Annotated in this window: 21 protein-coding genes; 1 reads left to right on the top strand and 20 read right to left on the bottom strand. The window is 47.8% G+C overall.

What is annotated here, in order from left to right; genetic code table 11:
- Positions 1-261 precede the first annotated feature (261 nt).
- From hemE to ACO0KY_RS16415, 18 genes are all read right to left on the bottom strand, one after another.
- Entirely contained in the window at positions 262-1,347 is a 1,086-nt protein-coding gene (hemE, locus tag ACO0KY_RS16500; protein ID WP_186911974.1) for a uroporphyrinogen decarboxylase, read from the bottom strand.
- A gap of 534 nt (positions 1,348-1,881) precedes the next feature.
- On the bottom strand, positions 1,882-2,706 hold the full coding sequence (locus ACO0KY_RS16495; protein ID WP_423047860.1) for a PPK2 family polyphosphate kinase: 825 nt from the start codon (positions 2,704-2,706) through the stop codon (positions 1,882-1,884).
- Positions 2,707-2,709: 3 nt separating this feature from the next.
- Positions 2,710-3,174, bottom strand: a complete 465-nt coding sequence (locus tag ACO0KY_RS16490) for a CoA-binding protein (RefSeq protein WP_423047858.1) — start codon at positions 3,172-3,174, stop codon at positions 2,710-2,712.
- Between the two features lie 81 nt (positions 3,175-3,255).
- On the bottom strand, positions 3,256-3,678 hold the full coding sequence (locus ACO0KY_RS16485) for a F0F1 ATP synthase subunit epsilon (RefSeq protein WP_422992282.1): 423 nt from the start codon (positions 3,676-3,678) through the stop codon (positions 3,256-3,258).
- Between the two features lie 71 nt (positions 3,679-3,749).
- Positions 3,750-5,153: a F0F1 ATP synthase subunit beta gene (gene atpD, locus ACO0KY_RS16480; protein WP_186911977.1), complete on the bottom strand. Its 1,404-nt coding sequence runs from the start codon at positions 5,151-5,153 to the stop codon at positions 3,750-3,752.
- Positions 5,154-5,183: 30 nt separating this feature from the next.
- A complete protein-coding gene (gene atpG / locus ACO0KY_RS16475; RefSeq protein WP_422992284.1) occupies positions 5,184-6,053 on the bottom strand; it encodes a F0F1 ATP synthase subunit gamma in 870 nt (289 codons plus the stop codon).
- A gap of 29 nt (positions 6,054-6,082) precedes the next feature.
- Positions 6,083-7,624, bottom strand: a complete 1,542-nt coding sequence (atpA, locus tag ACO0KY_RS16470) for a F0F1 ATP synthase subunit alpha (RefSeq protein WP_186911979.1) — start codon at positions 7,622-7,624, stop codon at positions 6,083-6,085.
- Positions 7,625-7,650: 26 nt separating this feature from the next.
- Positions 7,651-8,184: a F0F1 ATP synthase subunit delta gene (locus ACO0KY_RS16465; RefSeq protein ID WP_422997094.1), complete on the bottom strand. Its 534-nt coding sequence runs from the start codon at positions 8,182-8,184 to the stop codon at positions 7,651-7,653.
- 2 nt (positions 8,185-8,186) lie between these two features.
- On the bottom strand, positions 8,187-8,657 hold the full coding sequence (locus ACO0KY_RS16460; RefSeq protein WP_186911981.1) for a F0F1 ATP synthase subunit B: 471 nt from the start codon (positions 8,655-8,657) through the stop codon (positions 8,187-8,189).
- A 66-nt stretch (positions 8,658-8,723) separates the two neighbouring features.
- On the bottom strand, positions 8,724-8,966 hold the full coding sequence (gene atpE / locus ACO0KY_RS16455) for a F0F1 ATP synthase subunit C (protein ID WP_186911982.1): 243 nt from the start codon (positions 8,964-8,966) through the stop codon (positions 8,724-8,726).
- Positions 8,967-9,055: 89 nt separating this feature from the next.
- Entirely contained in the window at positions 9,056-9,895 is an 840-nt protein-coding gene (gene atpB, locus ACO0KY_RS16450) for a F0F1 ATP synthase subunit A (protein ID WP_423047854.1), read from the bottom strand.
- Complete coding sequence (locus ACO0KY_RS16445; RefSeq protein WP_423047852.1) at positions 9,892-10,236, bottom strand: ATP synthase subunit I; 345 nt, start codon at positions 10,234-10,236, stop codon at positions 9,892-9,894. Before ACO0KY_RS16445 ends, atpB begins: the two co-directional genes overlap by 4 nt.
- A 178-nt stretch (positions 10,237-10,414) precedes the next feature.
- The gene (locus ACO0KY_RS16440) at positions 10,415-10,957 is read right to left on the bottom strand and encodes an RBBP9/YdeN family alpha/beta hydrolase (RefSeq protein ID WP_423047850.1); all 543 of its coding nucleotides are present in this window, start codon (positions 10,955-10,957) and stop codon (positions 10,415-10,417) included.
- Between the two features lie 95 nt (positions 10,958-11,052).
- The gene (locus ACO0KY_RS16435) at positions 11,053-11,946 is read right to left on the bottom strand and encodes a ParB/RepB/Spo0J family partition protein (protein WP_186911986.1); all 894 of its coding nucleotides are present in this window, start codon (positions 11,944-11,946) and stop codon (positions 11,053-11,055) included.
- Positions 11,947-11,948: 2 nt separating this feature from the next.
- Positions 11,949-12,725 carry a ParA family protein gene (locus tag ACO0KY_RS16430; protein WP_423047848.1) on the bottom strand — a complete coding sequence of 259 codons (777 nt, stop codon included), beginning with the start codon at positions 12,723-12,725 and terminating at the stop codon, positions 11,949-11,951.
- Positions 12,726-12,745: 20 nt separating this feature from the next.
- Positions 12,746-13,396: a 16S rRNA (guanine(527)-N(7))-methyltransferase RsmG gene (gene rsmG, locus ACO0KY_RS16425; RefSeq protein WP_423047846.1), complete on the bottom strand. Its 651-nt coding sequence runs from the start codon at positions 13,394-13,396 to the stop codon at positions 12,746-12,748.
- Positions 13,396-15,351: a tRNA uridine-5-carboxymethylaminomethyl(34) synthesis enzyme MnmG gene (gene mnmG, locus ACO0KY_RS16420; RefSeq protein WP_423047844.1), complete on the bottom strand. Its 1,956-nt coding sequence runs from the start codon at positions 15,349-15,351 to the stop codon at positions 13,396-13,398. Before mnmG ends, rsmG begins: the two co-directional genes overlap by 1 nt.
- Positions 15,352-15,582: 231 nt before the next feature.
- Entirely contained in the window at positions 15,583-16,344 is a 762-nt protein-coding gene (locus tag ACO0KY_RS16415; protein ID WP_423047842.1) for a sulfite exporter TauE/SafE family protein, read from the bottom strand.
- Positions 16,345-16,510: 166 nt separating this feature from the next.
- On the opposite strand from ACO0KY_RS16415, the gene ACO0KY_RS16410 reads away from it, so the two are divergent.
- Positions 16,511-17,668 (top strand): iron-containing alcohol dehydrogenase, encoded by a 1,158-nt coding sequence (locus tag ACO0KY_RS16410; RefSeq protein ID WP_423047840.1) that lies wholly within the window; start codon positions 16,511-16,513, stop codon positions 17,666-17,668.
- Positions 17,669-18,122: 454 nt separating this feature from the next.
- Here the strand turns inward: ACO0KY_RS16410 and ACO0KY_RS16405 are convergent, their stop codons facing one another.
- Entirely contained in the window at positions 18,123-19,103 is a 981-nt protein-coding gene (locus tag ACO0KY_RS16405) for a branched-chain amino acid ABC transporter permease (protein WP_423047838.1), read from the bottom strand.
- 11 nt (positions 19,104-19,114) lie between these two features.
- Positions 19,115-19,999, bottom strand: a complete 885-nt coding sequence (locus ACO0KY_RS16400; protein ID WP_422992307.1) for a branched-chain amino acid ABC transporter permease — start codon at positions 19,997-19,999, stop codon at positions 19,115-19,117.
- Positions 20,000-20,102: the final 103 nt, after the last annotated feature.

The following is a 20,102-nucleotide window of genomic DNA, read 5'->3' as shown; positions in this document are numbered from 1 at the left end:
TCGGTGAAAGAAATATAAAAGTTATTAGCTATTATCCACTTGGTTTTCCACAGCTTTTCGGTTGGGAAGGCGCATAAATACGAGGTTGTGCATAGCAACATGACGCGTTGGCGCGGCAAATCAGTCATTGTCGTTTTGCCAGCACCAACGATATTCAAATTTTAATACTTTTATCCGGTTCTTCGATTATATGACGGGCAGCAGATTACCCTAACCTGTGCATTTCAAATGATGTCATGCAACTTTATAGGGCAAGTCTGATCACTTATTACGCTGCTGACGGCTATATTCGTGCACGGTATCAACCAGAACACTAACGGATTCTGGCGGCGTAAACTGGGAGATTCCATGTCCCAGATTGAACACATGGCCATGACCTGCGGTCGGCGTCCCATAGGCATCCAGGGTTTGTATCACCTGCTGGCGGATTTGCTCCGGGTCAGCAAACAAGATCGCTGGATCTAGATTTCCTTGCAAGGCAACCTTGTCACCTACGCGGGAACGTGCTTGTCCCAGATTGACTGTCCAATCCAAGCCTACTGCGTCAGCACCGATGGCAGCAATCTTCTCCAACCATAGGCCGCCACCTTTGGTGAAGACGATGGCGGGAATGCGTTTGCCGTCTTTTTCCTTTTGCAGCTTGGATACGATGTCTTGCATATAGGACAAAGAAAACTCTTGATATGCGGCATCCGCCAACGCCCCCCCCCAACTATCAAAAATCATCACGGCCTGTGCTCCGGCATCAATTTGTGAATTCAGATAACTAGCGACGGCATCCGCATTCACACGCAAAATGTGATGCATCAAATCTGGACGCTTGTACAGCATGGTCTTGACCTTATGGAACTCTTTCGAGCCCTGGCCTTCGACCATGTAGCATGCCAGCGTCCAAGGGCTGCCTGAGAAGCCAATCAACGGTACGCGACCATCAAGCGCAGTGCGGATTTGTGTCACAGCATCAAACACATACTGCAGACTGCCTTCTTCCGGAACTTTTAAAGCCAAAATGTCTTTTTCGTCTTTTAATGGACGTTCAAATTTCGGCCCTTCGCCTTCTTCAAAATATAAGCCCAAGCCCATAGCGTCAGGCACGGTCAGAATATCGGAAAACAAAATCGCTGCGTCCAACGCATAACGATCAATGGGTTGCAACGTGACTTCCGTCGCGAACTGCGGATTTTTCGCCAGGCTCATAAACGACCCAGCGCCTTTACGGGTCGCACGATACTCTGGCAGATAACGTCCGGCCTGACGCATGAGCCACAATGGGGTGTAGTCGGTTTCTTCACGCATTAAAGCTTTAAGAAAGGTATCGTTTTTCAGTGGCGAAAATTGGTGGCTCATGGGGGCTTTCAAAAAACTAAGGTTCACAGCAATGAATAAATATCATCGCAAATTTCGGATTAGTCGACATTATCGCTTAAGCCGCAGGGATCAGCATCTGATCTTGCGCAAGTTGCGTTTAAGGCTGTGAATTTCTTTTGAATAACTGTGGATAACTTTGTGGATAGATTTTCTTTATTTGGAGTTTACCTCGATTTTTTAATTACGTATGACAAGTTAACTTCCTAAGTCATTGATTTTATTATATATAAATACTCATAATCAGAAAGGCGCTTATTTTTATAAAAATAATGTACTTGACAGTTTGTGCATAAGTGATGATTTCAATTGGTGGCTTACGTTATTTATATTGCAAATTTATGACCAATACCACTTCAAGCTTGAGCAATGAGTTTCGCTATCTTTAGATAACATGCATCGATTGAATTAGCTTCTTCGCCCATTTTTTGTTAGCGATATTTCTGGTTGCAGACCTCCACAAATCGTGAGACCTGTGATGAGGTGGAGTGTTAGCAAAAAGTACGCTCATTTTCGTTATTCAACAATCAGTTTGCTATATTCGAGATTGCCGGGTGGATACTTGAGGTTAAGACTTGCAAGTCGTTCGTCAACAATACTGGCGATGACAAGATTTCTTTGGGTCTTAGAATCAGACGGAACCACGTACCAGGGTGCTTCCCGGGTATCCGTCGCCGTTAAGGCTCTTTCATATGCGCGTTGGTAAGCATCCCAATGCACACGTTCAGCCAGATCTTGCATATCAAATTTCCAATGTTTATCCGGATCGGCTAAACGTTCCTCAAGACGCTGTTTTTGTTCAGCATTGGAGATGTGCAGGAAAAATTTCAAAACGATGGTTCCCGTTTCGACCAACATGCGTTCGAAGTCGCGGATATGCGCGTAGCGGCGTTCGCATTCAGCATCGTCGATCCAACCATGCACTTTGCTGATCAGTACATCTTCATAATGGCTGCGATTAAAAATCACGATTTCGCCTTTACCTGGCACTTCTTTGTGAACTCGCCATAAAAAATCGCGGTCCTTTTCAGCCTGACTTGGCGCTTTAAATGCCACGGTGCGAGCACCCAAAGGATGAAGCTGACCGAACACACTTTTCACCGTTCCGTCTTTTCCCGACGTGTCCATGCCTTGCAAAATAACCAATAGTTTATGGTCGTGATTGGCGGCGAACACCTCTTGCAAACTCGAGATTTGTTCAGCAAAGGAAGCAGTTTGTAATTTATCTGCTTGTTTGTCTTCGGATTTCTGACCAGTCGAAGATCCTATCAGCTTACGGGAGGCATCAGCATCTTTCAGTTCGAATTTGGCTGGGATGTGAAATTGTTCAGCGACGCTCATGGTTTATTCACTTTCGGTGTAGGTGTTCATATTCAGAAGAAGCCGCTGGTGCTCTATTTTCAGACAGCGATCCATAACAACGATTAACCCAGCCTGATATGCTGACTGCGCGGCATCAATATTCACTATGCCGGACTGCATCCAAAGGCAGCGCGCCGCGATCTCGATTGCCGCATCGGCAATTGGTGGAATATCGTCAGCACTTCGGAAACAAGCAACGATGTCGATATGGTGGTGCTGGCGCGCTTCTGCTAAATCAGCATAACAAAGTTCCGACAAAATCGTTTTTCCTGCTTCGCGTGGGTTGATGGGAATAATGCGGTAGCCGTGCGCTTGCATATAGGCCGCAACGGAATAACTGGCACGGTGTGTTTTGGGCGACAAACCGACCACGGCGATAGTTTTACTTATTCGAAGCAAGTCCGCTATGTCTGCCATGGGCTGGTCAAAAATGGCTGATGCGTGCATTAATCACCCTCATAAAACAAAAAGACAGCCGGAGCTGCCTTTTTATTGTACTGCTTTCGTCGCGTCAATGACGGCAACGAATTAACGCTTTTGACGCAATTTGTTAATCGCTGCCAATTGGGCGATCGCGGTTGCCAATTCAGCCTGTGCTTGCGCATAGTCGATGGTGGAATCGCGATTAACCAAAGCTTGTTCAGCCAATTTCTTAGCTTCAGTCGCTTTAGCTTCGTCCAGGTCGTGACCACGAATCGCGGTATCAGCCAAAACAGTCACTCCGTCTGGTTGCACTTCCAGCAAACCGCCAGCAACGAAAACGAATACGTCTTCAGCCTGACCAGCCACTTTGATGCGCACCGCACCCGGTTTGATACGGGTAATCAGTGGAGTATGTTTTGGATAGATACCCAATTCACCAGCCTCACCCGGCAACGCGACGAATTCAGCTTCACCAGAAAAAATCAATTCTTCTGCTGAAACTACGTCAACGTGAATAGTGTGTGCCATGTTGGACCCTTTTTGTTCGCTTGAAAAAGCTCTTGCTGCGACGTTGCCGTCGCAGCGCTAGTGCTTAAGAATTAAGCAGCCAGTTTTTTCGCTTTTTCGATTGCTTCGTCGATAGTACCTACCATGTAGAACGCTTGTTCTGGCAAGTGATCGAGTTCGCCGGAAGCGATCATTTTGAAGCCCTTGATCGTGTCTTTCAGCGAAACATATTTACCTGGAGAACCGGTAAATACTTCAGCAACGTGGAAAGGCTGAGACAAGAAACGTTGCATCTTACGTGCACGTGCAACCAGCAATTTGTCTTCAGGAGCCAATTCGTCCATACCCAGAATCGCGATAATGTCGCGCAATTCTTTGTAGCGTTGCAGAGTACCTTGAACAGCGCGTGCTGTTTCATAGTGCTCTTGACCCACAACTTGTGGATCCAACTGACGGGATGTCGAATCCAGTGGATCAACCGCTGGGTAGATACCCAGAGAAGCGATGTCACGGGACAGAACAACTGTAGAATCCAAGTGAGCAAACGTCGTTGCAGGAGATGGATCGGTCAAGTCATCGGCTGGAACATACACGGCCTGGATCGATGTGATCGAACCAGTTTTTGTGGATGTAATACGCTCTTGCAGACGGCCCATTTCTTCAGCCAGTGTCGGTTGGTAACCCACAGCGGAAGGCATACGACCCAGCAACGCGGAAACTTCAGTACCGGCCAGTGTATAACGGTAGATGTTATCCACAAAGAACAGAACGTCTTTACCTTCGTCGCGGAAACCTTCAGCAATAGTCAAACCAGTCAAAGCAACGCGCAGACGGTTACCCGGTGGTTCATTCATCTGACCGTACACCATCGCAACTTTGGAGTTTTCTGGGTTTTCCAGATCAACCACTTTTGCGTCAGCCATTTCGTGATAGAAGTCATTACCTTCACGAGTACGTTCACCAACACCAGCAAACACGGACAAGCCGCTGTGTGCTTTAGCGATGTTGTTGATCAGTTCCATCATGTTAACGGTTTTACCAACACCAGCACCACCGAACAGACCAACTTTACCACCCTTAGCGAATGGGCAAACCAGATCAATAACTTTGATACCGGTTTCCAGCAATTCCTGGGATGGTGACAGTTCGTCGTAAGCAGGCGCTTTACGGTGAATCGATGCTGTCTGCTCGTGGCTGACAGGACCGCATTCATCGATAGGGTTACCCAATACGTCCATAATACGACCCAGCGTTGCTTTGCCGGTTGGTACCATGATTGGATGACCTGTGTTGCTGATAATCATGCCACGACGCAGACCGTCAGAAGTACCCAGAGCAATGGTACGGACAATGCCGTCGCCCAATTGCTGCTGAACTTCCAAAGTCAACTCGGAGCCTTCCATTTTCAAGGCATCGTAAATCTTAGGCATCGCGTCACGTGGGAATTCAACGTCCACCACAGCGCCGATACACTGAACGATTTTGCCATTAGCCATGTTCGTTCCTTCAATAAATATTTATACAGTTTAGACCGCTGCCGCGCCGGCGACGATCTCGGAGAGCTCTTTGGTAATGGCAGCTTGACGGGTTTTGTTATAAACCAGTTTCAACTCACCAATGACGTTACCTGCGTTATCACTTGCTGATTTCATCGCCACCATACGGGCCGACTGTTCAGACGCCATGTTTTCAGCCACTGCTTGGAAAATCAGCGCCTCTACATAACGGATCAGCAATTCATCAATCACCGTATTTGCATCTGGTTCATAGATGTAATCCCAAGCATGGGAAGACTTATCTACCGCCAGGCGATCCGCTGTCAGAGGCAATAATTGCTCCATCACCGGTTCTTGCTTCATGGTGTTAATAAACTTGGTATAACTCAAGTAAACCGCGTCGAGTTTGCCTTCCTGATAGGCATCCAGCAAAACTTTGACTGGGCCAATCAATTTATCGAGGTGCGGAGCGTCGCCCAATTGCACTGCATGGGAAACCACTTCTGCGCCAATACGATTCAGGAAGCCTAAACCTTTATTACCAATTGCGACCGCTTCTACTTTTGAACCCTTACCTTCGAGTTCACGCAATTTGTTGGTGACCAAACGTAACACGTTGGTGTTCAAGCCACCGCACAAACCTTTATCTGTCGTCACAACGATCACTCCGACCTTCTTGGAGTGATCTTGTTGAACCATAAAAGGATGCGTGTACTCTGGGTTGGCTTGCGACAAGTTAGCAGCGATGTTACGAATCTTTTCACTGTACGGACGAGCCGCACGCATCCGGTCTTGCGCTTTACGCATTTTGGACGCAGCGACCATTTCCATCGCTTTCGTGATTTTCTTCGTATTTTCTACGCTTTTAATCTTGCCACGTATCTCTTTGCCTGCAGCCATGAGTATTGACTCCTTCTAGCTACAGTAAATTAATAGGCGCCGGATTTTTTGAAATCAGCAATTGCGGCAGCCATGGCAGCTTCGCCATCTTTGTCCAGTTGCTTGGTTTCTTCGATCTTTTGCAACAAAGCAGCATGGCTAGTTTTCATGAAGTTGTGTACGCCAGCTTCAAAAGCCAATACTTGCTTAACAGGTACATCATCCAGGAAGCCTTTGTTCACGGAGAACAAAGTTACAGCCATCAAAGAGATAGACAATGGTGCGTACTGAGCTTGTTTAAGCAGTTCAGTAACACGGGCACCACGATCCAACTGCTTGCGGGTTGCTTCGTCAAGGTCAGATGCGAACTGAGCAAACGCTGCCAATTCACGATACTGCGCCAAGTCAGTACGAATACCACCGGACAAATTTTTGATAACTTTAGTCTGCGCTGCACCACCAACACGGGAAACCGAGATACCAGCGTTAATCGCTGGACGGATACCGGCGTTGAACAAGGATGTTTCCAAGAAGATCTGACCATCGGTAATCGAAATTACGTTGGTAGGAACGAATGCGGAAACGTCACCAGCCTGAGTTTCAATGATAGGCAACGCTGTCAGAGAACCTGTTTTACCTTTTACTTCACCTTTGGTGAATGCTTCAACGTAATCAGGGTTCACGCGCGCTGCACGCTCCAACAAACGGGAGTGCAGGTAGAACACGTCACCTGGGTAAGCTTCGCGGCCTGGTGGGCGGCGCAGCAACAGGGAAACCTGACGGTAAGCCACAGCTTGTTTAGACAAATCATCATAGATGATCAGTGCATCTTCACCGCGGTCACGGAAGTATTCGCCCATCGCGCAACCGGAGTAAGCGGAAACGTATTGCATCGCTGCAGATTCAGCAGCAGTTGCAGCAACAACGATGGTGTATTCCATGGCGCCGTGGGCTTCGAGAGCGCGCACAACGTTTTTAACGGAAGAAGCTTTTTGACCAATCGCTACATAGATACATGTAACGTTCTGGCCTTTTTGGCTGATCACCGCATCAATCGCTACCGCTGTTTTACCAGTTTGACGATCGCCAATGATCAATTCACGCTGACCGCGGCCAACTGGTACCATCGCGTCGATAGACTTGATACCTGTTTGCAGTGGTTCAGAAACGGATTGACGAGCGATAACGCCTGGAGCGATTTTTTCGATTGGTGCAGTCAATTTAGCATTGATTGGACCTTTGCCGTCGATAGGCTGACCCAGCGCGTTAACAACACGACCGCGCAATTCAGGACCGATAGGCACTTCCAGAATACGACCAGTACATTTCACTGTGTCGCCTTCGGAGATGTGTTCGTAGTCACCGAGAATAACGGCGCCAACGGAATCACGTTCCAGGTTCAATGCCAGACCAAATGTGTTGCCTGGGAATTCCAGCATCTCACCTTGCATCGCGTCAGACAGACCGTGGATGCGGCAGATACCGTCGGTAACGGAGATAACCGTACCTTGATTACGAATCTCAGCTGTGTCGCCAAGGCCTTGAATCCGGCTCTTGATCAACTCGCTGATTTCAGATGGGTTGAGTTGCATACTAACTCCTAATATTTATTACGTTCTTACGCGGTCAGTGCTACGTGCATTTTTTGCAGCTTAGCGCGAACCGACGTGTCAAGCACCTGATCACCAACCACGATGCGCACACCACCGATCAAAGCAGGATCTACTTTGACTGTTGGGTGCAGTTTGCGGCCAAATTTCTTCTCCAATGTCACTGCCAGGTCGCTCAACTGGGCTGCGGACAATTCAAAAGCGCTTGTTACTTCCGCATCTGCAGCGCCGTCGAAGGCGTTTTTCAGAGCGTGAAATTGGAAAGCGATTTCAGGCAGCAAAGTCAGGCGATCATAGTCAGCGAGCGTTGCTACGAAGTTTTTGGCTTCAGTAGTCACTGGCGATTTGAGCGCAGACAGGAAAATCTCAGCTTTTTGAGAAGCCGAGACTTTTGGGTTGTGTGCAAGAGCTTGTACATCGGAATTCGCACCCACATGACCCATTTCAGTGACCAGTTCCGACCAGGCGGACAGGTTACCGGTTTGGGCAACACGGAATAGCGCTTCAGCGTAAGGACGAGCGATCGTTGCGAGTTCGGCCATGATTACAGCTCGGTTTTCAGTTGAGTCAACAAATCTGCGTGAGCGGATGCGTTGATTTCACGTTTCAGAATTTGTTCTGCGCCTTTGACTGCTAATGTAGCAACCTGGTCGCGCAATTCTTCGCGTGCTTTAGTAACTTGATTTTCTGCGTCAGCCTGAGCAGCAGCGACGATGCGAGCAGCTTCAGTGGATGCAGTGTTCTTGGCTTCTTCGATGATCAATTGTGCGCGTTTTTCTGCGTCAATGATACGTTTTTGGCCTTCATCACGCGCACCAGCCAATTCAGCTTGCACACGCTTTTCAGCAGCTTGCATTTCAGCGCGGCCACGGTCGGCAGCTGCCAGTCCGTCAGCGATTTTCTTAGCGCGCTCATCGAGCGCGTTCATCAGTGGCGGCCACACAAACTTCATGGTGAACAATGCCAAGATGAAGAAAACCCCAAACTGAACAAACAAAGTTGAGTTAAGGTTCACGGTAATTCCTTATCTAGATGGATCAAGCCAGAAGCCAGCGACTTCCGGCACGAAAAGGAAAGACTATTAAGCGTGGAACGGGTTTGCGAACGCGAACAACATAGCGATACCAACACCGATCAGGAACGCAGCGTCGATCAGACCAGCCAACAAGAACATCTTAGTTTGCAATGTATTCATCAATTCTGGTTGACGTGCAGATGCTTCCAGGTACTTACCACCCATGATAGCGATACCGATACAAGCACCGATCGCGCCCAAACCGATGATCAAACCGCAAGCCAAAGCAACAAAAGATAAATCAGTCATGACATTTCCTTAAAAGTTAAAAATAATAAAAAGCTAAAACTAAAACCAAAAAACTAAAACTAAATCAACACTTACTACTTACTGCAATCTTAGTGATGTTCGTGCGCTTGACCGATATAGACCAGTGTCAACATCATGAAAATAAACGCTTGTAAGAACACAATCAGAATATGGAAGATCGCCCAGATGGAACCTGCAATCAGGTGACCTGCAACACCAAATACTGTTGCCATTGAACCCAATAAAGCGATCAACAAGAACAATAATTCGCCTGCAAACATGTTACCGAACAGTCGCATACCCAATGAAACAGTTTTTGCCGCGAATTCGATGACTTGCAGAATCAGGTTGAACGGCGCCAACCAGATGCCAAAAGGCGCGGCCACCAGTTCGTACAGGAAACCACCCAAACCTTTGATTTTAACGCTGTAATACAGCATCAAAGCCAATACGCCTAAAGAGATACCGATGGTTCCGTTCAAATCGGAAGTTGGTACCACACGGTGGTGCATGTCGGTCAGGGATTCAGGGGCAACACCCAGACTAACTAATAAACGGAACAAGCCAGAGAACATATCGACTGGCAAGAAATCAAGGGAGTTCATCAAAGCAACCCAGACAAACACGGTCAGTGCCATCGGAGCGATGAACGTACGATCACCATGAACAATGCCTTTGGACTGTTCTTCCACCATTTCAACCAAAATCTCTACCGCTGCCTGAAAACGACCTGGTACGCCGGAAGTCGCCTTACGTGCAGCCAGCCACAATACGAGGCTGCCGACAATACCGGCGAAAAGTGACCAGATAATGGTGTCGTAATTTAATATAGAAAAATCAACAATTTTATCTTGGTGATGGGTCGAAAAATGTCCTAAGTGATGGACAATATATTCTGACGCTGTTGGTGCGTTCTCGGTTGCGCTCATGGTCGTTGTCTAAAGAGTAAAATGAAATAACTTTTCAGTACTACGATGAAGGCGATCAAAAAAGCCGGCCAGTTGACATCGTGGTACAAGGTAACAACCGCAGCCATCAGGCCGATTGTTAGTCCAATCTTGATAAATTCACCGATGAAAAAACTCATCGGGTTGGCTCCTCCAGGCTTTCGGGCGCTCATCGTCAGGCGCAACGCGAAAAAAGCGTTTGGAATTGCACAGCACAGTCCACCTAACAAGGCTGAAAATGCTAAAGAAATCGTCCCAAATACACCAGCAACAAGCGCGACGACCAGAGCTGCCACCATTTGCAGCAGTACGATACGCGCCATGCTTTCCTCACTTAATTTATAGATCTTGCTCGAATTCACCGCATTTGCCTCGAAATATTATCGGGCAGCGTAAATCCTTGCCTATCAAAACCACGGAATTATACGTGGTAGTGCGTAATAACGTCAAACGATACCTTCAGTGCACCAGAATGAGACACTGCCTATTTTTTTTGCAACTTCAGCCTATTGGCACCAACTTCTTCAACCAGCTCTGGCCTTGCTCCCAATTGCCGAGACCCGATTCACTGTTGATGTGGCCTTTCGCGCTTAGCGAATGAAATTCGCTTCCCCAGCAGTGTGCCCAATGTCCGCTTAATGCAACATCGCACCAAGGATCATTATCCGAAGCGATCAGAATACTAGGTACCGGCAGGCGATTTTCTGGCATAGGACTAAAGCTGGGTGCTGGAAACGTATTTTGTCCTACATCTGGCGCTGCCACCAAAAACAGGCCTTTAACTTGTTTCACGTGTAACGCCGATGTCTTGAGCGACGCAACCCAGTGTACGGCCAACGCACAGCCCAAACTATGCGCGACCAAAATAACGTCTTCCTTACAATTGTCTATGTGAGCGGATAATTTGGCCATCCAAACATCGAGTTCAGGTTGATCCCAATTCTCTTGTTGCACCCGTTCGATATTGGGCAAGCTGGTTTCCCATAAGCTTTGCCAATGCTGGGGACCGGAGTTGTATAAACCTGGGAGAGTAAGAAGTTTCACGTGGAACGCACCATGAGAATAAAAATGACCCATTCAAAAACGGGGACGAAAAAAAAGCTGCAAAACCAAATTGGTTTGCAGCTTCATGTTATTTTTTACTGACCGCGTATTTTTAAAATCACGCCATCCAAAGAATCAAGATCGGCAAAGTCGATCAGCATTTGCCCCCTGCCCTTGCTTCCCATTTTCAATGTCACTTGGGTTGCCAGCAAATCGGATAACTCTTCTTCGAGTCGCGTAATGTCACGCGACTTCTCAGCTTTGTCGCGTGGCTTGCCTGGCGAATTCATTTCAGACGTGGTTTTTGCCACCAGCTTTTCTGCTTCACGCACCGACATGCGTTTTGCCACAATCTGATTTGCCAACTGTATCTGGGTTGCCGCATCGGTAGCAAGCAAAGAACGCGCATGCCCCATATCGATATCGCCTGCCATCAACATGGTTTGTACTGGCTTGGCCAGGTTCATCAAACGCAACAAATTGGACACAGCACTACGTGAACGGCCCACCGCCGTTGCCGCTTGCTCATGGGTAAATGAGAAATCGGTAATCAAGCGATGTATGCCCTGCGCTTCTTCCAAAGGATTGAGATCTTCACGCTGAATATTCTCAATCAAAGCCATGGCTGCCGCGGCCTGGTCATCCACATCTTTCACCAATACTGGCACTTCTTCCAGACCAGCCATTTGTGAGGCACGGAAACGACGTTCGCCGGCAATGATTTCATACCGGGTAACGCCGTTATTTTGTCCGATAGGACGTACCAGAATTGGTTGCATCAAGCCTTGCGCTTTGATCGATGCGGCCAGTTCTGCCAGTGCCCCCTCATCCATACGGGTACGTGGCTGATATTTACCAGCTTGCATATGCTGAACTGACAGGCTGGTTGGTGCACCGCTGACCGTTGGTACGGCATCCGCAAAATCACCTGCACCACCAAGCAAGGCGTCGAGACCACGTCCCAAACCCTTTTGTTTTTTTATGACCATATTCATTTTTCCAACTGTTTAATTCTTTCGACCATTTCTGCACCGAAGGCGATGTAAGCCTGTGCACCTTTGGACGAGGGATCGAAAACCACGCCAGGAATGCCATACGATGGCGCTTCAGCCAACCTCACATTGCGTGGGATCAGAGTTTTAAAGACTTTGTCGCCAAAATGCTGTTCCAGCTGGTCAGAAACTTGTTGAGACAAGGTCATGCGCGGATCGAACATGACACGCAACAAACCCACAATTTTGAGATCCGGGTTCAAATTTGCAGAGACTTTTTTGATGGTATTGGCCAGATCTGACAAACCTTCAAGCGCATAGTATTCGCACTGCATAGGAATAATCACGCCATGGGCGGCGCACAAACCGTTCAGGGTCAACATCGACAAGGCAGGTGGGCAGTCAATCAGGATGAAATCATAATCAGCACTGACGACCGCTAAAGCATCGCGCAAGCGCTTGTCACGATTCTCCAGCTCCACCATTTCAACTTCAGCACCGGCCAGTTCGCGATTGGCTGGCAATACATCAAATCGGCCTGATTCGGAACGCAAACGAGCCGTCGCTACGTCCGAGATACCGAGCAATACTTCATACACAGAAGAGGTTAATTTTGCTTTGTTAATCCCCGCGCCCATCGTGGCGTTGCCCTGAGGATCAAGATCGACCAGTAAAACACGTTGGTCCAATTTCGCCAGTCCGGCGGCAAGATTGACAGTGGTAGTGGTTTTGCCCACGCCACCTTTTTGATTTGCTACACAAAAGATTTTTGCCATACAGGTTTTCCGTGGGTGATTCAGACTGGGGATTTTTTAACAAAAACAAGATGCCGCTCTGCTTGTAAACCCGGCACCGACAAAGCTTGCATGCCTGTGACTTGCCAGCCCTCAGGTAGCCGCTCGATTTCCTGCGCTGGTGCCACACCTTTCATGGCGATAAATTGACCACCATCAGCCAGCAAATGTCCCGACCAATTAATGAAGTTACACAGTTCAGAAAAGGCACGTGAAGTAATCACGTCAAATTTCTCTTTTACTTGCAAAGCTTCCACGCGGCCAGTGTGTACAGTCACGTTCGTCAAACCGAGTTCGGTTTTTGCCTGACTCAGAAAGGCAGTCTTTTTACTGACCGTGTCGATCATAGAAACCCGAGTATCCGGATAGGTAATCGCCAACATCATGCCAGGCAAACCGCCGCCCGCACCAACATCCAGTACGTTTTTTGCATTAACAAAAGCCGGTGCCGCCGACAGAGAATCGAGCAAATGCTGCTTGACCATCTCTTTAGGATCACGAATTGCTGTTAAATTATAAACGGAGTTCCATTTTGATAGCAGCAACAAATAAACAATCATCTTATCTATTTGCGCACTTGTTAAAGCTAGATCTAATTCTTGCACACCGTCGGCGAGCATGTTACGCAAAGCACTCGTATCGTTGATACTCATCAAACCTCTCCTGCTGCGGGCATTGTTTCTTCCAGTACTTCCGGGGCGGCGGCAAATTCTTTAAAACCGCGTTTTTTCAAATGCACCAGCAACAACGAAATGGCTGCCGGAGTCACGCCAGAGATACGACCACACTGCCCCAGAGTTTCTGGCTGATGCTTATTCAATTTTTGGCGCACTTCGATAGATAAGCCGTTGACTTCCATATAGTCAAACGTCGCAGGCATTTTGAGGTTTTCAAAGTGTGCATGACGCTCAACCTCTTTGGCCTGGCGGTCAATATAGCCTGCATATTTAACTTGAATTTCGACCTGTTCACGTACTGCTTCGTCATTAACACCAGGGCCAGCTAAAGCTTGTCCTTCGATACCAACCAACCCCATCAGGCTGTTGTAAGTCACTTGTGGACGGCGCAACAAATCAGCCAATGAATACTCACGTTCGAGTGCTTTACCAACCACACGCTCGGCTTCTTCAGCACCGAGGATACGTGGATTAACCCAGGTAGAACGTAAGCGCTCCATTTCACGTGCAACACTTTCACGCTTTTGTTCAAACATCTGCCATTGCGTATCGCTGACACAACCAAGCTGGCGACCGATTTCGGTCAGCCGCATATCGGCATTATCTTCACGCAAACTGAGACGGAATTCTGCACGGCTGGTGAACATGCGGTAAGGCTCTTGTACACCTTTGGTAATCAGGTCATCGACCAATACACCAAGATACGCCTCATCACGGCGTGGCACCCACGCATCTTTACCCTGAGTTTGCAAGGCGGCATTTAAACCTGCCAACATACCTTGCGCTGCTGCTTCTTCGTATCCGGTAGTACCATTGATCTGTCCGGCAAAGAACAAGCCTTCAATCTGGCGGGTTTCTAAGGATGATTTCAAACCACGAGGATCGAAGTAATCATATTCAATCGCATAGCCTGGGCGTAGGATATAAGCGTTTTCCATACCGCGCATAGAACGAACTAATTCCAGTTGCACATCGAATGGCAGGCTGGTGGAGATGCCGTTGGGATAAAACTCATTGGTAGTCAGACCTTCGGGCTCAAGGAAGATCTGGTGCGATTCTTTGCTCGCGAAGCGATGGATTTTGTCTTCGATCGATGGGCAGTAACGTGGTCCAACACCTTCAATCACACCGGTATACATCGGGCTACGATCTAAACCGGCACGAATAATATCGTGTGTTTTTTCGTTCGTATGTGTAATCCAGCAAGGAACCTGCCTAGGATGCATCGCGGCATTTCCCATGTACGAGAACACTGGTACAGGATCGAGATCACCAGGCTGTTCTTGCATGACAGAGAAATCGATACTACGGCCGTCAATCCTTGGCGGCGTGCCAGTTTTGAGGCGTCCTTGAGGCAAAGCCAATTCTTTCAAACGGGCAGACAGCGATATCGCTGGTGGATCACCGGCTCTACCTGCGGAGTAATTATTCAGGCCAACGTGGATTTTTCCGTCAAGGAAAGTCCCTGCCGTCAAAACGACCGCGCGTGCACGGAAGCGGATACCGACTTGGGTTATCGCGCCAACGACGCGATTTCCTTCGACCAATAAGTCATCCACTGCCTGCTGGAACAACCACAGATTGGGTTGATTTTCCAGACGGCTACGGATCGCTTGTTTGTACAAAATGCGGTCCGCCTGCGCTCTGGTTGCTCGAACTGCCGGGCCTTTTGACGAGTTCAGAATGCGAAACTGTATCCCTGCCTCATCTGTGGCGATTGCCATTGCACCGCCCATGGCATCAACCTCTTTCACCAAATGCCCCTTACCAATGCCACCGATAGATGGATTGCAGGACATCTGACCAAGAGTCTCGATATTGTGGGTCAACAACAATGTGGACTGCCCCATTCGCGCGGCGGCGAGGGCAGCTTCTGTACCGGCGTGACCACCACCAACGACAATCACATCAAATTCTTTAGGATAAAACATGGCTAGCTTCTGACAAACAAGGACTTAAGAGGCACGATTATAGTTTGTTTTCGCGTTGCAGCAGTTTTCAAAATGCGAATCTACAAAAAATAAGTCCCAATGTTTCACGTGAAACATTGGGAGCAGGAGTAAAAAAGGGCAAACCGACAAGAAAGAATGACTAAATTTTAATCAATTCTAGTTTGTGTAGTAGTGTCTTAAAATATACACCGATTGTTTCACGTGAAACAATCACTTCAAAAACCCATCATAAGTTGTTTTGCAAATCAATGCGACCACCACAAACAAAAACATTTTTCGTACAAAACCGGTGCCATGCTTAATCGCCATATGGGAACCCAACAAAGAACCACCCACCTGGCACACTGCCATTGTTGCACCCAATATCCACAGGACATGTCCGCTAAACCCAAACCAAGACAAGGCTGCGGCATTGCACGCCACATTCAACACCTTCGCGACAGCCGAAGCACGTAAGAAGTCGTAGCCAAAAAAACGTACAAACAAAAACATAAAGAAACTACCTGTACCAGGGCCAAAGAACCCATCATAAAATCCAATCGTAGCACCCACTAACATACCGAGCAGAATTTCTTTACGACCAGAAAACACAGGTTTATCCAAAGCGCCAAACTCTTTTTTCTTAAACGTATAAATCGCCACACCAACCAACACAAACGGCAACGCTTTACGTAACTGATCCGGAGATACATGCGTAACCAGATATGCTCCAGCGAAAGCGAACACAAATGCTGCCACCGCGGCAGGTAATGCCATCTCCCAACGTATGCGAACTTTACGCAAATAGTTTTTCGCCGCTACACCCGTGCCCCAAATACCGGCAAATTTATTTGTGCCCAATAAAGTAGCAGGTGCTGTACCTGGCATCAAAGAAAACAAAGCTGGTACTTGTACCAATCCCCCACCACCAACGATTGCATCAACAAACCCAGCAAAGAATGCCGCACCACCCAACAACAATATATCGACCATGCTATTAACCTTATTCCAACAATCAACAAATTTCCGTGCTACAAACCAATTTTCCGACAGTTTTGCGTAAAGAACAAAGTTCTGGCAAGCTAGAGAGGATAACAAGTCTCTCCCCACTCAGGTCATACAGTTTTCAGTATCTTTTACCAGAACAGGAAATATCCGCATGAATCACTTCGAGTTTCAGACTGTCCCACATATCATCAGCCAGACTGGCGCCGCAAATCACGTAGGCCAGACCATTGCCCTTCACTACCCTGCAGCCAGACATGTATTGTTGGTCACCGATGCCGGCTTCCTGAAAACCGGATTAATGCAAGCGGCGATTGATAATATCCGAGCGCAGCAAATTGAGGTCAGCGTGTTCTCTGATGTCGTCGCTGATCCACCTGAAGCGGTCGTGCTCGCCGCCGCATCTCAAGCGCACATCCTGGGTATCGATCTGGTAGTTGGTTTTGGTGGCGGCAGTTCAATGGATGTCGCCAAACTGATCGCCATTTTGACTGGTAATGAACAAGAATTAAGTAGCATGTATGGCATCGGCAATATCAAAGGTCAACGTCTTCCCCTGATTCAAATACCAACCACCGCCGGTACCGGTTCCGAAGCAACACCCATTGCCATTGTAACCACGGGAGAAACCAGCAAAATGGGCGTCGTCGCACCGCAGCTCTACGCCGACATCGCAATTCTCGATGCACAATTAACCTTGGGGTTACCTGTTGCAGTCAGTGCCGCCACGGGTATAGATGCGATGGTTCATGCGATCGAAGCCTTTACCACCAAACATAAAAAGAACCCCATGTCGGACATGTTGGCAAAGCAAGCGCTGCAACTACTATGGAATAACATTCGCACGGTTTGTCGTGAACCACAGAATCTGGCCGCCCGTCAGGCCATGTTGTTGGGTGCATTCCTTGCCGGTCAATCGTTTGCCAACGCCCCCTGCGCTGCAGTACATGCCCTCGCCTATCCGATCGGTGGAATTTTCCATGTGCCACACGGCCTGTCCAATTCACTGGTCTTACCAGCCGTGCTGCGCTTCAATGCAAGTGCTGCACATCCCCATTATGCCGAACTCGCTGCCATTATTGCACCACACGAGCAAGGTAGTAGCGAAGCAAAAAGTAGCGCTTTGATTAATGCACTTGAACAATTAACGGGCGAATTGGGCATTGCCACCCGTTTGCAGCAAGTCGGCATCAAGGAAAGCGACCTCGACAAAATAACCACAGATGCCATGCTCCAGACCCGCCTATTAGGCAATAACCCGCGTGAGGTCACGTGGCAGCAAGCAAGAGCGATTTACGCTGAAGTTCTATAAAGCCGGATAAAATTCGTTATAAAAAATGGTTCTTTTGACAAACAAATATCGATAAACAGTCAACCGAGCCAGCATCATTAGTAAGTGAGAAACCCGGAAAATTAATTCTTCCTTTTTCAAAACAAAACAGGCTGTGGATAGTCTTACACTTTTCCACAGCCGTTCCGAATGTTATTTACGCCTATCAAACTAACCCACCGGTGGACAACTTCACTTTTTTCCACAAACTACGAGATAGCCCTCCCAAAATCGTTGATGCGAAAGTCAATCTAAGCTGATTAAGACGAGATTTTAATCAAAACACATAAGTCCTCGCATTTATCAAAAAAAGCTCGCTAGGATGCTTTAAATCGCTCTTAAACAATACAAGTTCATCACAACTCCCAACACAAAAAAACAAAAAGCCTCACAAATTACTTTGCGAGGCTTTTTTATCCATCAAATCATAAAAAACTTAATGCGAAACAGAACTCCGTTTAGCGCCGAACACAGCAGCCAGTTCACCGACGATCCCCTTACGGAATAACAACACACAGACAATAAAAATAAATCCAGTCACCAAAGTGACCGAGTCCCCAAGTGTGCGGAACCACTCAATATGGGATACGTCTGCAATCCATGATCCGATATCACCCAATTTATCCTCAAGAGCAATGATCAACACCGCACCAACGATCGGCCCAACCAAGGTACCCAAACCGCCGACCAGCGTCATCAACACCACCAAACCTGACATCGCCCAATGCGCATCCGTCAACGTCTCAAACCCGATAACAACTGTTTTTGTGGCACCTGCAAGACCCGCAATCGCCGCGGACAATACAAACGCCAGCAACTTGTATTTATCGACGTCGTAACCGAGTGAAATCGCGCGTGCCTCATTTTCTTTAACGGCTTTCAAAACCTGTCCGAACGGTGAGTGAATCGTCCGCACAATCAGCACAAAACCAGCAACACAAATTGCTAACACAACGTAATACATCGCCATGTCGGAACCCAAATCAAGTACACCAAATAACTTACCACGCGGCACCCCTTGCAGCCCATCTTCTCCACCAGTGAACTTCGCCTGCAAGAATACGAAATACAGCATTTGCGCCAAGGCTAGGGTGATCATCGTAAAATAAATTCCTTGCCGACGAATCGCCAATGATCCCATCACAAAACCAATCGTGGCAGCGACCACAACGCCAGCGAGGATACCGGCCTCGAACGACCAACCCGCATCACGCAAAACCACACCTGATACATAACCAGCAGCACCAAAAAAAGCCGCGTGCCCAAATGACAGAAGGCCAGTAAAACCGATCAGTAAATTGAAGGCGCAAGCAAATAACGCGAAGCACAAGACTTTCATCAAAAATACTGGATACATCAGCTGCGGTGCCACCAGCAATAAAACCAGAGCCGTTCCATACGCCATTTTTTTATTCATCACAGCTCCGCTTATCTTTCTTTTCCAAACAAACCAGCAGGACGTATCATCAGCACAATCGCCATTACGATAAACACCACCGTCGCTGATAATTCAGGATAAAAAACACGTGTCAAACCTTCAATCACACCCAGGCCTAAACCAGTTACGATAGAGCCCAGTATCGACCCCATTCCACCAATCACCACCACAGCAAATACAGTGATGATCAAGTTTGATCCCATCAACGGTGAGACCTGAATGACCGGAGCTGCCAGCACACCAGCGAACGCCGCCAAACCCACGCCAAACGCGTAAGTTAATGTCACCATCAAAGGCACATTGACACCAAAAGCCTCAACCAATTTAGGGTTCTCAGTACCAGCACGCAAATACGCGCCGAGCTTGGTTTTTTCAATCACAAACCAAGTCGCAAAACACACCACCAGCGATGCGACAACAACCCAGGCGCGATAATTCGGCAGTATCATGAAACCCAGATTAGTCGCACCACTAAGGGCTTCAGGAACGGAATACGGTTGACCGGAAACACCATATACAGAACGGAAAATCCCTTCCAGCATCAGCGTGATACCAAAGGTCAAAAGCAGCCCATACAGGTGATCAAGTTTATAGAGCCAGCGTAACATCGTACGTTCAATCACGACGCCAAACACGGCAACGATTAAGGGGGCGGCAATCAACATAAACCAGTAATTTATGCCAAAGTATTCCAGCCCCATCCAGGCCAAAAAAGCGCCCATCATATACAATGCGCCATGCGCAAAATTGATCACATTGAGCAGGCCAAAGATCACTGCGAGCCCGAGCGACAACATCGCATAAAACGAACCATTCACCAATCCAAGCAGCAATTGGCCCAGCATCGCCTGTAGCGGAATACCAAAAATTTCCATGGCACTCTTCAAAAAAAATCCGTCAGAAAAAACGGAAACATGTCAAAGAAAGTCAGCGTCCACGCGTACTCGCGGACACTGACAAGAGCATTCACATTCAACG

The organism is Undibacterium sp. Dicai25W (genome assembly GCF_049340505.1).
In the GTDB taxonomy this organism is placed as follows: Bacteria; Pseudomonadota; Gammaproteobacteria; order Burkholderiales; family Burkholderiaceae_D; genus Undibacterium; species Undibacterium jejuense.
This window is presented reverse-complemented; position numbering and strand designations above follow the sequence as displayed.

Excerpts from the sequence above, each read along its gene's own strand:
- hemE (WP_186911974.1), bottom strand. The coding sequence starts at position 1,347 with ATGAGCCACCAATTTTCGCCACTGAAAAACGATACCTTTCTTAAAGCT.
- ACO0KY_RS16495 (WP_423047860.1), bottom strand. The coding sequence starts at position 2,706 with ATGAGCGTCGCTGAACAATTTCACATCCCAGCCAAATTCGAACTGAAA.
- ACO0KY_RS16490 (WP_423047858.1), bottom strand. The coding sequence starts at position 3,174 with ATGCACGCATCAGCCATTTTTGACCAGCCCATGGCAGACATAGCGGAC.
- ACO0KY_RS16485 (WP_422992282.1), bottom strand. The coding sequence starts at position 3,678 with ATGGCACACACTATTCACGTTGACGTAGTTTCAGCAGAAGAATTGATT.
- atpD (WP_186911977.1), bottom strand. The coding sequence starts at position 5,153 with ATGGCTAATGGCAAAATCGTTCAGTGTATCGGCGCTGTGGTGGACGTT.
- atpG (WP_422992284.1), bottom strand. The coding sequence starts at position 6,053 with ATGGCTGCAGGCAAAGAGATACGTGGCAAGATTAAAAGCGTAGAAAAT.
- atpA (WP_186911979.1), bottom strand. The coding sequence starts at position 7,624 with ATGCAACTCAACCCATCTGAAATCAGCGAGTTGATCAAGAGCCGGATT.
- ACO0KY_RS16465 (WP_422997094.1), bottom strand. The coding sequence starts at position 8,184 with ATGGCCGAACTCGCAACGATCGCTCGTCCTTACGCTGAAGCGCTATTC.
- atpE (WP_186911982.1), bottom strand. The coding sequence starts at position 8,966 with ATGACTGATTTATCTTTTGTTGCTTTGGCTTGCGGTTTGATCATCGGT.
- atpB (WP_423047854.1), bottom strand. The coding sequence starts at position 9,895 with ATGAGCGCAACCGAGAACGCACCAACAGCGTCAGAATATATTGTCCAT.
- ACO0KY_RS16445 (WP_423047852.1), bottom strand. The coding sequence starts at position 10,236 with ATGGCGCGTATCGTACTGCTGCAAATGGTGGCAGCTCTGGTCGTCGCG.
- ACO0KY_RS16435 (WP_186911986.1), bottom strand. The coding sequence starts at position 11,946 with ATGGTCATAAAAAAACAAAAGGGTTTGGGACGTGGTCTCGACGCCTTG.
- ACO0KY_RS16430 (WP_423047848.1), bottom strand. The coding sequence starts at position 12,725 with ATGGCAAAAATCTTTTGTGTAGCAAATCAAAAAGGTGGCGTGGGCAAA.
- rsmG (WP_423047846.1), bottom strand. The coding sequence starts at position 13,396 with ATGAGTATCAACGATACGAGTGCTTTGCGTAACATGCTCGCCGACGGT.
- mnmG (WP_423047844.1), bottom strand. The coding sequence starts at position 15,351 with ATGTTTTATCCTAAAGAATTTGATGTGATTGTCGTTGGTGGTGGTCAC.
- ACO0KY_RS16415 (WP_423047842.1), bottom strand. The coding sequence starts at position 16,344 with ATGGTCGATATATTGTTGTTGGGTGGTGCGGCATTCTTTGCTGGGTTT.
- ACO0KY_RS16410 (WP_423047840.1), top strand. The coding sequence starts at position 16,511 with ATGAATCACTTCGAGTTTCAGACTGTCCCACATATCATCAGCCAGACT.
- ACO0KY_RS16405 (WP_423047838.1), bottom strand. The coding sequence starts at position 19,103 with ATGAATAAAAAAATGGCGTATGGAACGGCTCTGGTTTTATTGCTGGTG.
- ACO0KY_RS16400 (WP_422992307.1), bottom strand. The coding sequence starts at position 19,999 with ATGGAAATTTTTGGTATTCCGCTACAGGCGATGCTGGGCCAATTGCTG.